Origin of the sequence: Lelliottia nimipressuralis (assembly GCF_004402045.1) — a bacterium.
Taxonomy (GTDB): Bacteria; Pseudomonadota; Gammaproteobacteria; order Enterobacterales; family Enterobacteriaceae; genus Enterobacter; species Enterobacter chinensis.
In genome coordinates this window covers 591917-604600 of record NZ_SOMG01000030.1, presented here as the reverse complement: position 1 = coordinate 604600, position 12684 = coordinate 591917, and the positions used below count along the sequence as shown (strand labels likewise).

Below are 12684 nucleotides of genomic sequence, written 5' to 3'. Positions count from 1 at the left end.
AACGAACCCTCAACAGCGCTATTAACCTGCCTGGGTATTGATTTGCAAATAACGCATCAGGCCCTGTTCAGCACTCTGTTTTGCGTCATCATTGATGGCTTCAAGATAAAATGAACGCGAGACACCATAGGGTGCTTTTTCAGACGGATACACGGCAAACTGGAATGTTTTTCCTCTCGTCTGATTGGCGCAGTCTAATTCCCAACGCTGATCGTTAACTTTGGTGCTATTACAGGCAACGTGCCCATAATCGCTGGTTAAATATGAACCCACGCGAGTTTCTGCGGACTGAATATATTCAGGTGCGTCATTACCGGCATAATGAGCCCCCGCAGCGGCTCCTACTGCAACCACCAGAAGCGCAAGCGCCATTATTTTTTTCATTTATGTAGACCTGTTCCTTAGCCAGAGATAGCTATTATATAGGATTTATCCTTAATGGAACTGTCCAATTGTGTACCATAAATGGGAGTTTACAAAGAGACATACATTTTTAGGAATAATCTTAGGTTGCTTTTTAACATCCACACTCTTTGACATTCTCTTTGCACTAATTTGAACTTTTGAATAATAACCCTAAAAAATAAGCGACATGATTATCCCGCAATATCATTCAGCGGTGAATCCATGATAAAAAAAGGGTTATCTCTCGTCATGCTTATCTGCGCGCTGTTTTCAGGCAAGATAATGGCTGGACACAACGGGCATGAATATATATGGGTAAAATATGTGGAGCATCAGCTTCGTCATGAAGCCGACAGCGATGAGTTGCGAAGCGCTGCGGAAGAGTCGGCGGAGGGTTTGCGCGAACACCACCTGTGGCAGAAATCGCGCAAACCGGACACGCACGTTCGGTAATTAGCTGCCCTTGCGCTTTGGCAGGGTTTTCATCAGATCGTCCGGACTGACGGACGCCACAATACTGCCGGGCTGCGGCATTTTGAAGATGTGGTTTTTCATCTTGCCAATCACATGCATTTCGCAGGGACGGCAGTCAAATTTGAGGGTCAGGACTTCATCACCATTCACCAGCTGCATGGGGGTGGCTTTCCAGCTTTTGATATTCCCTTTCGCCTGCTTCGGACACAGGTTAAACGCGAAGCGGAGACAGTGCTTGGTGATCATCACCGGCACGTCGCCCTTCTCTTCGTGCGCTTCATAGGCCGCGTCGATCAGCTGCACGCCGTGGCGATGATAGAATTCACGGGCTTTATGGTTGTAGACGTTGGCCAGGAAGGATAAATGCGTATCCGGGTAAACGGGTGCCGGGACGGTTTCGGCTTTACGGCTGCCGCGCGGGTACTGCGCCAGACGTGCAGCATCCAGCATTTCTGCCGTTTCGCGGCGGAACGCGTTAAGCAGGCTGTTCGGCACGAACAACGCGTCCGGCAGATTCACGTCGATAGCGCGCGCATAGTAAATCGTCTGCCCCAGCTTCGCCACGCCATCCTTCAGGCTGTTAAGCGCTTTTTCCGCGTTATTTGCCACCTCGAACAGGCCGTCAAGGGTATGCGTCACGCTGATACCGTCTTCACAGGTCATGGTCAGAATAAGCTGCTCTTCCCAGCCTCCCAGCTCAATGTCCACCGCGATGCGGCGTTCGCTGGAGGTTTTCAGCAACGCCTGCTGCCAGTTATGATCGAGGTTGCGGTTAAGCGCCGCATTCGGTCGCGCTTTATAGAGGTCGGCCGGCATTTCATTCGGCCATACGCGGTAGCGATTTTCACCGGTCTTTTCGACCGTATTGGCACGGAAGCCGACAACTTCACGCTTGATCATCACGTTCAGGCCATCGCCGTTCGCCAGCGGTTCCGTCACTTCGACATCAAGGTGATCTTTCGCTACTTTCAGCACTTCACCGACCGGTAAACCGATAAACTTCGGTGAATCAAACGCGCCGATATCCCCTTTACGGGCATTCACAAAATAGTCCGTGCTGCCGCGGTGGAACGTTTTGTCTGTCGATGGAATGAAGAAATGCTCGGTACGACCAGCCGACGCGCATGCCAGGTCACCGCGATCTTCAATAATGGCGTCCAGCATCTGGCGATAGTGCGCGGTGATGTTCTTCACGTAGCTCATATCTTTGTAACGCCCTTCAATCTTGAAGGAACGCACGCCTGCGTCAATCAATGCGCCCAGGTTCGCGGTCTGATCGTTATCCTTCATGGAGAGCAGGTGTTTTTCAAACGCCACGACGCGGCCCTGATCGTCTTTCAGGGTATACGGCAGACGACAGGCCTGAGAACAGTCGCCGCGGTTGGCGCTGCGGCCCGTCTGTGCGTGAGAAATGTTGCACTGACCGGAATAGGCGACGCACAGCGCGCCGTGGATGAAGAACTCAATCGTCGCGTCGGTCGCCTGGTGAATATCGCGGATCTGATTCAGGTTAAGCTCGCGCGCCAGGACGATCTGCGAAAAGCCGACGTCGGAAAGAAACTTCGCCTTCTCTACCGTGCGGATATCGCACTGGGTGCTGGCATGCAGTTCAATGGGGGGAATATCGAGTTCAAGCACGCCCATATCCTGAACAATCAGGGCATCGACGCCGGTCTGGTAGAGATCGGTAATCAGACGTTGCGCAGGCTCCAGCTCATCATCATGCAGAATGGTGTTGAGGGTCACGAACACTTTCGCCCCAAAACGGTGGGCGAACGGCACCAGTTCAGCGATATCGCTCAGGCTGTTGCTGGCGTTATGGCGGGCACCGAAGCCAGGACCGCCAATGTAGACGGCGTCTGCACCATGAAGGATCGCTTCACGGGCAATGGCGGCGTCACGGGCCGGGCTTAAAAGTTCAAGATGATGGGATTGCAGGCGCATACTTCGTCGTTATCCGTTATGGTCAAAATGGCGGCTATTGTAGTCAGAAGTATGCGTTAGCGAAACAGTTTTGCGTAACCTCAGCGGGGATAATGAATCAGGGAGTGAAAATGTACCGTCCGGTCGCTGCTGTTGCGGTAGGCATGCGGTTTATCGCCGGCAAAACGAACGCCCGAATCGGCAGAAATTGACTGCCATTTGCCGTCAATTTTCATCTCCAGCTCGCCGCTGATGACCACCACGTGTTCAATCACTCCCGCCTCGTGCGGCGTGGACTCGCTCAGGGCACCGGGTGCCAGCGTGATAGAGAAATAATCAAATCTGAGCGTCTCGTCCCACGGAAAGAGCGGTTTCACCACCATCGCCTGCTGCTGCGGGTCAAATACCGTCTGGCGGTCCGCCTCCGGCGTGATGAATGCGGAAAACGGGACGTTCAGCCCTGTGGCAATTTTCCACAGCGTCGACACCGTCGGGCTGGATTCATTGCGCTCGATTTGACCGAGCATGGCTTTTGACACGCCGGTCTCGTCTGCCAGCTTCGACAAACTCCAGCCGCGCGCCTGGCGCAGCGTTTTCAGCGTTGTTGCAAGATGTAGTGTGATGTCCATGTTCCCTCCTGATGGCGATCAGCATACCACTTGTACGCTATAGCGCACAGTGTTACCTTATGCCGGACGTTATAACGCACAACGGAGTTTCCATGCGCCCTTCCTCTCACCTTGTTCCAGTCGCACTGGCTGGATTTGTCGCCGTGCTGGTCGGTTACGCCAGCTCGGCCGCCATCATCTGGCAGGCCGCCGCTGCGGCAGGCGCCAGCGCGCAGCAGATAGCGGGCTGGATGACCGCGCTGGGGATTGGCATGGGCGTCAGCACGCTGGCGCTTTCCTGGTGGTACAAAGCGCCGGTGCTGACCGCCTGGTCGACGCCGGGCGCGGCGCTGCTCGCCACCAGCCTGCACGGCGTGACGCTGGCTGAAACGATCGGCGTATTCATCTTTGCCAACGCTCTCATTTTACTCTGCGGCATCACCGGTTTATTCGCCCGGCTGATGAAGCTGATCCCCCATTCGCTGGCCGCCGCCATGCTGGCTGGCGTGCTGCTGCAGTTTGGCCTGCATGCATTTGCGCATCTTGAGGGACACTTTCTGCTGTGCGGCAGCATGATTGCGGCGTGGCTGATAGCAAAAGCGCTGGCCCCGCGCTATGCCATCGTGGTCACGCTCCTGGTGGGTGGTATTGTGGCATGGGCGGGAGGTGACGTTGTCACTGATAAGATTACCCTCTCTCTGGTAATGCCTGAATTTATTGCGCCCGCCTTCACCTTCACCAGCCTGCTGAGCATTGGCGTGCCCTTCTTCCTGGTGACCATGGCCTCGCAAAACGCGCCGGGGTTCGCCACGATGAAAGCCTCCGGTTACCCGCTGGCAGTCTCACCGCTCATTATCGTTACCGGTGGGCTGGCGCTGCTGTTTTCACCCTTTGGCGTCTTTTCCATCTGCATTGCGGCGATTACCGCCGCCATTTGTCAAAGCCCGGACGCACACCCGGATGCCGGGAAACGGTGGCTGGCGGCCATCGCAGCCGGGGTGTTTTACCTGCTTGCGGGGATTTTCGGCGGCTCCATTACCGGGCTGATGGCCGCCCTGCCGCTCAGCTGGATCCAGACGCTGGCCGGTCTGGCGCTGCTGGGCACCATCAGTGGGAGTTTATATCAGGCGCTGAATCACGAAGCGGAGCGTGACGCGGCCATCGTCACGTTTCTGATGACCGCAAGCGGCGTAACGATTCTGGGCATTGGCTCGGCATTTTGGGGGCTGGTGCTGGGGGGCGTGTGCTATGCCCTGTTTTCACGCGCTCGCCGCGCGTAGCTGCGACGGCGTCATGCCCGTCACGCTGCGAAAGCGGTTGCTGAAGTGGCTAGCGGAGTTAAACCCGCAGGCAAGTGCGATATCCGTCAGCGGCGTTGAGGTATGCTGCACCAGGGCTTTCGCTTTTTCCATTCTTCTCTGCATCACGTACTGATGCGGCGCCAGCCCCGTCGACTGGCGGAACATGCGGGCAAAATGGTATTCGCTGAGAGCGGCCTGTGCCGCTAGTTCTACCAGCGTCAGGGGCTGCCCCAGGTTCTCTTCGATAAAGGCCAGCACGTTGCGCAGAACAAACGGCGATAGCCCTCCGGTGACGACCGGCAGCTTCCACTGTACGTTTGAGTAGTTTTGCAGCAGATGGGTCAGGAGCAGCGTAGAGGCCGTGCTCAGGGTAAGCTGGTTGGCGTGCTGCTGCCAGTCGCAGCCAAGCAAAAACTGGCGATACAGGGCGGTGATTTTCGGATCGCTGCCGAAAATGCGCTCGTCCAGGGTCAGCGAAAGCGGCCGCTTGTCCCAGATTTTTTCCCCCACGTCGCGCAGGTGCTCATCAGTGCAGTAGAGATGCACAAACGACAGATCGTCCCGGATATCCCACGTCGATTCGCTCTCTTTGGGCATTAAACAGAAACGATCCGGCCCCCCGCCGTTCTTCCAGCCGCCCGGCGTTTTTTGATAGCTTTCGTAGCCATCCTCCACGTAAAGGCTCAGGGTATGATGGTTACTTTTTACCGTTATCGTATCGTGCTTGTTGTACCACGCTGCCAGCTGAATACCCGAATTCAGCGAGACGGTTTCCCGCAGGATTGCATTCTGTTGGCAAAGCGTTTCAAAGGTATCGTAAGCGTGAGACATAACCGTTAGCGCGTGATGGACAGGAATCTCAGTCTAAGAAGAGTTGTCTCCGGTTGCCAGTCCCCGGGAAAGAAAAAAGCGCAAGATTTTGCAAGTCTGCCGCAAGCCGGTGAAAGCCCCTTATGGAATGCAGCGCCATACTGCGGGCTTCAGCGGTTTGAGAAGAGAAAAATATGAACGCATTACTATACGGACTGGTGGTCATTATCTGGGGAACGACCTGGATTGCCATTTTCCTGCAGCAGGGTCCCGTGGCGGCGCCCGTCTCTATTTTCTGGCGCTTCGCCGTCGCCAGCCTCACGATGATGGTGGTATTACTCGCCCTGCGCCGCCTGCGCAAGCTGGCGCTGCGGGATCATCTTTTTTGCATGCTCCAGGGATGCTGCGTCTTCTGCTTTAACTTCTGGTGTTTCTACACCGCGGCCTCGCACATCAACACCGGGCTGGAGTCGGTGATCTTCTCCATGGCCGTGCTCTATAATGCCATTAACAGCTTTCTTTTCTTCGGGCAGCGCCCGCCCGCGCGTTTCTGGACGGCTGCGGCTCTGGGCCTGATCGGGATCGTCACCCTCTTCTGGGACGATCTGCTGGCCAGCGGCTGGAGCGCGTCGCTCCTGACGGGTATCGGTCTTTCAGCACTTGGTACCTATGGCTTCTCGCTGGGCAATATGATCAGCATGCGCCATCAGCGCAAAGGCCTTGAAACCATGACCACCAACGCCTGGTCGATGCTCTATGGCACGCTGGTGATGGGCTGCATTGCGCTCTTCCGAGGCGACAGCTTCACGCCGGAGTGGACCACCAGCTACATTGGCGCGTTGCTCTATCTGGCACTGTTTGGTTCGGTGATTGCCTTTGGCGCCTACTTCACGCTGGTGGGCCGCATTGGCCCGGGCAAAGCGGCCTACAGTACGCTGCTCTTCCCGCTGGTGGCGCTGTCCATCTCCACGGTGTATGAAGGCTACGTCTGGCATATCAACGGACTCGTTGGATTATTGCTGATTTTGGGGGGAAATATGGTGATGTTTACCAAACCAGAAACCTGGTTCAGGCGCTTGCGCACGGCGTAAATAAAAAGGCCTGCATTGCGCAGGCCGTTTTAGGTTATTTCGCGGTCTTTTTCACATCAAACATGGTGGCGTCGGTCGCCATGTCATCAACAACCTGCTTCAGCGTCGCAAAGGTCATCGGTGTACTTTCGTTATTCAGATCTTTGCCTTCGCCTTTACGAACCACTTTCATGACCGGCTTGTTGGTAGCCGCATCGATCAGCTCACCTTCAAAGTAAAGATGGGTATCCATGGTGCGATGTCCGGTTGCCATCTGCGTACCGGCAACCACCAGCGCAACAGGCACCACTTCATAGAACTGCAGTCCCTCTTTCTGCGAACTCACCCCGGTAATTGCGCCGCGGAAAATCAGGCTGTGTTTACCCGGCTTGGTCACAACTGGCTTACGGGTACCAATAGCGGTTTTCATTTTGTTATTGGTGTAATTCAACAACTCATCAAGCGTTTTTTGACCAATTTGTGTCGTTGGTTTAGGCGTTGGATAATAAGTAATCGGCGTCCAGAGAATACTGTCGTAATTAGCTTCGTTATAGGAAGGGTCAACCCAACGCAGCGTTGGTTTGCCCGTCGCAGACGTTGTCTGTTGTAAACCTGAATAGTCTTTTAAAAAGCCAGAATATTGTTCTGGAGCGGCGACTTTTGAAGAACAGCCCGCCAACGCCAACAGACCAGTAAGCACTGCAACTTTAAAAAAAGTTTGAGTACGCATGATAGTTTTCCATGTTATTTGCAAGTATGCATTTGAAGTTATAGCAAAAGACTGGCGGGTTTGTTGTGACAAAAAATGATGCCGGGAGCACAAATTGCGAAAAGACTGCCCGGACGCGTGCCGGGCAGTGAAAAATTACTGATTTATGTCCAGTTGCCAGAACAGATGTTTACCAAACGGGTCTATTTCATAGCCCTTCACTTCCTTGCGCACCGGTTCGAAAATGGTTGAATGCGCAATCATCACCGCGGGCATCTGGTCATGCATAATCTGCTGAGCCTGTTTATACAGCGCCACGCGTTTATCATGATCGGTTATCGATTTCGCCTCAGCGATAATATTATCAAACGGCTTATAGCACCATTTCGCCGAATTCGACCCGCCGTTTGCCGAGGTGCAGGTAAACAGCGGACCAAAGAAGTTATCGGGATCGCCCGTAGCGGTCGTCCAGCCCATCAGCGCGGCCTGATGCTCCCCGCCCTTCACGCGTTTCAGGTATTCGCCCCATTCGTAGGTAACGATTTTGGCCTGTACGCCGACCTTCGCCCAGTCCGCCTGAATCATCTCCGCCATGCGTTTGGCATTCGGGTTATAGGGCCGCTGGACGGGCATCGCCCATAAATCGATGCTCATGCCGTTGGCAAACCCGGCCTCTTTCAGCAGGGCTTTGGCTTTTTCTGGATCGTACTCGTAGTCCTTAAGCTCGCTGTCAGCGCTCCAGACGCCCGGTGGCAGCAGGTTCTTCGCCGCAGTGCCGGTACCGTGGAACACCGCGTCAATAATGGCCGGTTTATTGATGGCCATCGCCAGCGCCTGACGGACTTTCACGTTATCCAGCGGCGGCTTTTGGGTATTGAAAGCCAGAAAACCGGTATTCAGCCCGGGTTTGCTCATCAGATTGATGTCTTTATTGGCCTTCATGCGCGGCAGGTCGGCCGGATTCGGGAACGGCATGACCTGACATTCGTTCTTCTCAATTTTGGCAAAACGCACGGAGGCATCCGGTGTGATGGAAAACACCAGTCGATCCAGCTTCGATTTTCCCTGCCAGTAGTCGGCAAACGCCGTGAACAGGATCCGGGAATCTTTCTGATACTGCGCCAGCTTAAACGGCCCGGTGCCGATCGGCGCCATATCCACCTTCTCTGGCGTACCCGCTTTTAGCATCGCATCGGCATACTCCGCTGAAAGGATCGAGGCAAAATACCAGGCCAGATCGGCGACGAACGGCGCCTCCGGGTGCGCCAGGGTAAAGCGCACGGTGTGGTCATCGACTTTATCAATAGCGGTGATCAGACTGCCAAACTCCAGGCTTTCGAAGTTGGAGTAGCTGCCGTTCGAGACGTTATGGTAGGGATGGTTGACGTCTTTCTGCCGCATAAACGAGAAGATGACGTCATCGGCGTTAAAGTCACGGGTCGGCGTGAATGATTTATTGCTCTGGAACTTAACGCCTTTACGCAGATGGAAGGTGTAAACCTTACCGTCGTCGCTCACCTCCCAGCGCTCTGCCAGGCTTGGCACCAGCTCCGTGGTGCCGGGTTTGAAATCAACCAGCCGGTTATAGACCGGCACGGCGCTGGCGTCCACGCTGGTTCCCGAGGTGTATAACTGAGGATTAAAGTTTTCCGGCGATCCTTCGGAGCAATACACCAGCGTTTTTGCGGCGACAGCGGAACTGACCGTAAGTGCAGCAAGCGCCAGCGATAAAGTTGCGAGTTTGCTTGTCATCATTTATTCCTGTCTTTTTAATTCGACGGCTAATTAATTCTTTTGCCATTTCATAAATAACATTAAAGTGATGTGGCAAACACCCGAAAAATAAATAAGGAACAAATCACTATGGGCTCGCCGCTTTCCAGACAATTAACGCACCGTTTTTTCCGCTACCTCGCGATCGCTAGCCAGAGCGATCCCAAAGTAAAAACCCTGCCCTCAACGCCCGGCCAGCACGACATGGCGCGAGAGCTGGCGCAGGAACTGGCACAGCTGGGTTTAGACGACATTGTGATTGATGAATTCGCCACGGTGACAGCGGTCAAAAAAGGCAACGTGTCCGGCGCGCCGCGCATCGGCTTTATTACCCATATTGATACCGTCGACGTGGGATTATCACCGGATATTCATCCACAAATATTAACGTTTACCGGTGAAGATCTCTGTCTGAATAAAGAAAAAGAGATCTGGCTGCGGGTGAAAGAGCATCCCGAAATTCTGGCTTACCCGAACGAGGAGATTATTTTCAGCGACGGGACCAGCGTATTAGGTGCCGATAATAAATCGGCGGTCACGGTGGTGATGACGGTGCTGGAAAACCTGACGGCGGAGCATCAGCATGGCGATATCGTCGTGGCGTTTGTGCCTGACGAAGAGATTGGCCTGAACGGCGCCAAGGCGCTGGATCTTAAACGCTTCGACGTCGACTTCGCCTGGACCATCGACTGCTGCGAGCTGGGTGAAATTGTCTACGAGAACTTTAATGCGGCAGCCGCTGAGATCCGCTTTACCGGCGTGACGGCGCACCCGATGTCCGCCAAAGGCGTGCTGGTGAACCCGTTATTAATGGCAACCGACTTTATCAGCCACTTCGACCGCCAGCAGACGCCGGAGTGCACCGAGGGGCGTGAAGGCTATATCTGGTTTAACGGCATTCAGGCCGGGCAGAATGAGGCCGTTCTTAAGGCCAATATCCGGGACTTTGACAAGGAGAACTTCGCCGCCCGCAAGCAGCAAATTGCCGACGTTGCCGCGCTGATTGCCGCCCAACATCCGACGGCCAAAGTGGACTATCGCATTGAAGATATCTACAGCAATATCAGCAATGCGATTGGCGAAGACAGGCGCGCTATCGACCTGATGTTTGAGGCGATGGAATCGCTCGGCATCACGCCGAAACCGACGCCTATGCGCGGCGGTACTGACGGCGCGGCGCTCTCGGCAAAAGGGCTGCTCACGCCGAACTTCTTCACCGGCGCGCATAACTTCCACTCGAAGTTTGAATTCCTGCCACTGTCGTCGTTCGAGGCGTCTTACAAGACTGCTCTGCAGCTCTGTTTGCTGGCCGCCCGTTAAGCAGGCTTGCGCGCCAGCATAGTGGCAAAACGCAGCTTGATGCGGTTCCCGTTTTCGTCGGTGCGGTGCAGTTCGCCAACATCTTCGTTGTATTTGAGCAACTCCCAGCCTTCATAGTAGTTGCTCAGTTCACCGGTTTTAAATGCAAACGGGAAGCCGACGGTGCAGGGAAAATCTGCCGTGTCCATGGCGGCAACAATCAGGTTGTAGCCGCCCGGTCTGGTGCAGCGCTGCATATTGGCGATAAGGCCCGGGATGGTGTTGGCTTCCAGGAACATCAGCACCACGGTGGAGAGAATAAAATCGTACTCGCCGTCAAAGCTCAGGTTGTTGAGATCTTTGATTGCCGTCTGGAGATTCTCAATGCCTTCTGCCGCTTTGATGCGCTCAATATTATCGATGCTCATCGGGTTCTTGTCCCACGCGGTCACGTCGTAACCGTTGGCCGCAAGGTACAGGCTGTTGCGGCCGTTGCCGCAGCCCAGGTCCAGCGTTTTGCCCGGTTTAACCTTTTCCGCACTGAACAGCACCTCTGAGTGCGTACGGGTTAAGCCATATTTCTCTGTAAAGTAATTCTCATCAACGGTCATTATTTTTCCTGAGCCTGCATAAGCTGAAAGTGCATTTTGAATGCCATTTTAAGTCGTTTACCGTCTGGTTGCCAACCGTTCGAAAACCGAAAAATTTGCTACGTTTAGTTAAGACGCTTATCAGAGAGATTACGATGAACAAATATCGCCTTAGCGACGAGACACGCCTCTGGCAGTGGAAAAACGGCGAGACATCCCACTCCGCCGCGCTGCGGCAGATTATCGCCACGGCCGATTTTAACGACGTAGTGGCCGGTACGAAAGGCGGCTGGGTTGACGACGAGCGCGCCCTCTCGCACGACGGCAATTGTTGGATCTACGACGAAAACAGCGTGGTGTTCGCCGGCGCAACCGTGTCCGGCAACGCGCGTCTTACCCTGCCTTGCATCATTAGCCATGATGCCCATATCGGCGGCAGCTGCTGGCTGGACGGCGCGGAGGTCAGCCATGGCGCACGAATTAGTGACAACGTCACTATTCAGCAATCCTGCGTGCGCGGCGAGTGTCATATTTACGGTGAGGCTCGCGTGCTGCACCACAGCGTGGTGATCGCGGCCAAAGGGCTGACGCCGGACCATGAACAGATCCTGCAAATCTACGATAAGGCGACGGTGAGCCAGTCGCGCATTGTGCATCAGGCGCAAATCTACGGCGAGGCGATGGTTAATTTTGCCTTTGTTGAGCATCGCGCTGAAATTTTCGACAACGCCATCCTTGAGGGGAACGATCTGAATAACGTCTGGGTGTGCGACTGCGCAAAAGTCTATGGTAACGCCCGCGTAATAGCCGGTTTTGACGACGATGCCATCCCGACGGTGCGTTACAGCTCGCAGATTGCAGAGAATGCCGTGGTGGAAGGCAACTGCGTCATCAAGCACCACGTCCTGATTGGCGGTCAGGCATGGCTGCGCGGCGGTCCGATCATGCTGGACGATAAGGTGGTGATTCAGGGACGCGCGCGGATCAGCGGGGATGTGCTCATCGAGCACCGGGTTGAAATCACCGATGATGCGGTCATTGAAGCGTTTGCCGGCGAGAGCATTCACCTGCGCGGCGAAAAAGTGATTAACGGCGACCAGCGCATCACCCGCACGCCGCTGCTGGGGGCGTTATAGGGTAAAAATTTTTCCGTAGATATTCACATCATCAAAGCGGCCATTCAGGTATTCCGCTTCCCGCAGGCACCCTTCCAGCGTAAAACCATTGCGCAGAGCAACGTTGTTGCTGTTCTGATTCGCGACCCGGCACTTAATCACAAAACGACGGATCTCACCGCGTTCAGCGTAGTAGCGCATAAACGCCTGCAGTGACCGGGAGAGAATGCCCTGCCCCTGATGGTCTTCATCCAGCCAGTAGCCGATGTACCCGGCTTTGTTGGTCGGTTCAATCGTGTTGAACGACAGCACGCCGACCAGCGCATCATCCTTGAAGATCAGAAACATTTTGGCGTAGCCGCGCTGGTGCAGCATCTGGTTACTCTGCACGTTACGGCGGGTATCCTCTTCGCTGCCCGCGTGCTGCGCCCAGTCAAAGGCAGTTTGCAGCCAGGGTTTGTTTTTGACGACGAGGTTGTGCAGATCGGCGGTATAGCGCTCTTCGACGGCGCGAAGTTCGATGTGTTGCGAAACGGGGATGATTTCTGAAGACATGGTGCCTCTCCATTGCCGGGTGGCGGCTTCGCCTTACCCGGCCTACTCTGGA

At 54.8% G+C, this 12684-nt stretch carries 13 protein-coding genes; 5 read left to right on the top strand and 8 right to left on the bottom strand.

The window, feature by feature from the left end; genetic code table 11:
- Positions 1-21 precede the first annotated feature (21 nt).
- Entirely contained in the window at positions 22-384 is a 363-nt protein-coding gene (locus tag E3U32_RS20530; protein WP_134350263.1) for a hypothetical protein, read from the bottom strand.
- Between the two features lie 243 nt (positions 385-627).
- Between E3U32_RS20530 and E3U32_RS20525 the strand changes: the two genes are divergently transcribed.
- Positions 628-858, top strand: a complete 231-nt coding sequence (locus E3U32_RS20525; protein WP_134350262.1) for a DUF2554 family protein — start codon at positions 628-630, stop codon at positions 856-858.
- Here the strand turns inward: E3U32_RS20525 and E3U32_RS20520 are convergent, their stop codons facing one another.
- Positions 859-2823, bottom strand: coding sequence for a peptidase U32 family protein (locus tag E3U32_RS20520; protein WP_134350261.1), 1965 nt, complete (start codon positions 2821-2823; stop codon positions 859-861).
- 80 nt (positions 2824-2903) lie between these two features.
- Positions 2904-3431: a helix-turn-helix domain-containing protein gene (locus E3U32_RS20515; RefSeq protein ID WP_134350260.1), complete on the bottom strand. Its 528-nt coding sequence runs from the start codon at positions 3429-3431 to the stop codon at positions 2904-2906.
- A 92-nt stretch (positions 3432-3523) separates the two neighbouring features.
- Between E3U32_RS20515 and E3U32_RS20510 the strand changes: the two genes are divergently transcribed.
- Complete coding sequence (locus E3U32_RS20510; protein ID WP_134350259.1) at positions 3524-4690, top strand: benzoate/H(+) symporter BenE family transporter; 1167 nt, start codon at positions 3524-3526, stop codon at positions 4688-4690.
- Here the strand turns inward: E3U32_RS20510 and E3U32_RS20505 are convergent.
- Positions 4670-5542, bottom strand: a complete 873-nt coding sequence (locus tag E3U32_RS20505; protein ID WP_134350258.1) for a helix-turn-helix domain-containing protein — start codon at positions 5540-5542, stop codon at positions 4670-4672. The genes E3U32_RS20510 and E3U32_RS20505 overlap by 21 nt on opposite strands.
- Before the next feature lie 173 nt (positions 5543-5715).
- On the opposite strand from E3U32_RS20505, the gene E3U32_RS20500 reads away from it, so the two are divergent.
- A complete protein-coding gene (locus tag E3U32_RS20500) occupies positions 5716-6612 on the top strand; it encodes a DMT family transporter (RefSeq protein WP_134350257.1) in 897 nt (298 codons plus the stop codon).
- Between the two features lie 34 nt (positions 6613-6646).
- On the opposite strand, the gene E3U32_RS20495 is transcribed toward E3U32_RS20500, so the two are convergent.
- Positions 6647-7321, bottom strand: coding sequence for a DUF3313 domain-containing protein (locus E3U32_RS20495; protein WP_134350256.1), 675 nt, complete (start codon positions 7319-7321; stop codon positions 6647-6649).
- Positions 7322-7456: 135 nt separating this feature from the next.
- Positions 7457-9052 carry an ABC transporter substrate-binding protein gene (locus tag E3U32_RS20490; protein ID WP_134350759.1) on the bottom strand — a complete coding sequence of 532 codons (1596 nt, stop codon included), beginning with the start codon at positions 9050-9052 and terminating at the stop codon, positions 7457-7459.
- A 111-nt stretch (positions 9053-9163) separates the two neighbouring features.
- Here E3U32_RS20490 and pepT point away from each other — a divergent pair, with 111 nt between their 5' ends.
- Positions 9164-10393 carry a peptidase T gene (gene pepT, locus E3U32_RS20485; RefSeq protein ID WP_134350255.1) on the top strand — a complete coding sequence of 410 codons (1230 nt, stop codon included), beginning with the start codon at positions 9164-9166 and terminating at the stop codon, positions 10391-10393.
- On the opposite strand, the gene tehB is transcribed toward pepT, so the two are convergent.
- The gene (tehB, locus tag E3U32_RS20480) at positions 10390-10983 is read right to left on the bottom strand and encodes a tellurite resistance methyltransferase TehB (RefSeq protein ID WP_134350254.1); all 594 of its coding nucleotides are present in this window, start codon (positions 10981-10983) and stop codon (positions 10390-10392) included. The genes pepT and tehB overlap by 4 nt on opposite strands.
- Before the next feature lie 134 nt (positions 10984-11117).
- Between tehB and ydcK the strand changes: the two genes are divergently transcribed.
- The gene (gene ydcK / locus E3U32_RS20475; RefSeq protein ID WP_134350253.1) at positions 11118-12098 is read left to right on the top strand and encodes a YdcK family protein; all 981 of its coding nucleotides are present in this window, start codon (positions 11118-11120) and stop codon (positions 12096-12098) included.
- Here the strand turns inward: ydcK and rimL are convergent.
- The gene (gene rimL / locus E3U32_RS20470; RefSeq protein ID WP_134350252.1) at positions 12093-12632 is read right to left on the bottom strand and encodes a 50S ribosomal protein L7/L12-serine acetyltransferase; all 540 of its coding nucleotides are present in this window, start codon (positions 12630-12632) and stop codon (positions 12093-12095) included. The two genes, ydcK and rimL, sit on opposite strands and share 6 nt — an antisense overlap.
- Positions 12633-12684: the final 52 nt, after the last annotated feature.